The following is a 339-nucleotide window of genomic DNA, read 5'->3' as shown; positions in this document are numbered from 1 at the left end:
AGACAGACGTGCTTCAAAAGAAGGTCCGAACTGTATGATCTTTACAAGCAATAAATCCCCTTCCCAATGGAAAGAGGACTTTGATGAAGATGACACACTGCTGTGTGCATTGGATCGAATCTTTGATAACGCAATTGTCTACATGATGGACGGAAAAAGCTATCGTGGCAGAAAACTTGAAACTGTTGCGGTGAAGGTCGGAAGTACATCGGATCTGTTAGATCCAGCCAGGCAGTAAATGAATTTATGAAAGTCATCTGATGTGTTGGCTTTTTTTATTGGACTGAAATTGGTCGTTTTTACCGGACTCTGAATGGTTAAATTAACCGGACGCTAACA

General features: G+C 41.3%; 1 protein-coding gene. It reads left to right on the top strand.

Annotated elements, in window-relative coordinates:
• A partial coding sequence (locus tag ACTND6_RS11255) for an ATP-binding protein (protein ID WP_441024367.1) occupies window positions 1–238 on the top strand: 238 nt, incomplete at its 5' end.
• Between the last annotated feature and the right edge of the window lie 101 nt (window positions 239–339).

Source organism: Bulleidia sp. HCP3S3_C9 (genome assembly GCF_052064035.1).
Lineage (GTDB): Bacteria > Bacillota_I > Bacilli_A > Erysipelotrichales > Erysipelotrichaceae > Bulleidia.
The sequence above is the reverse complement of the archived record's forward strand: the minus strand, read 5'-3'. Positions and strand labels throughout refer to the sequence as shown.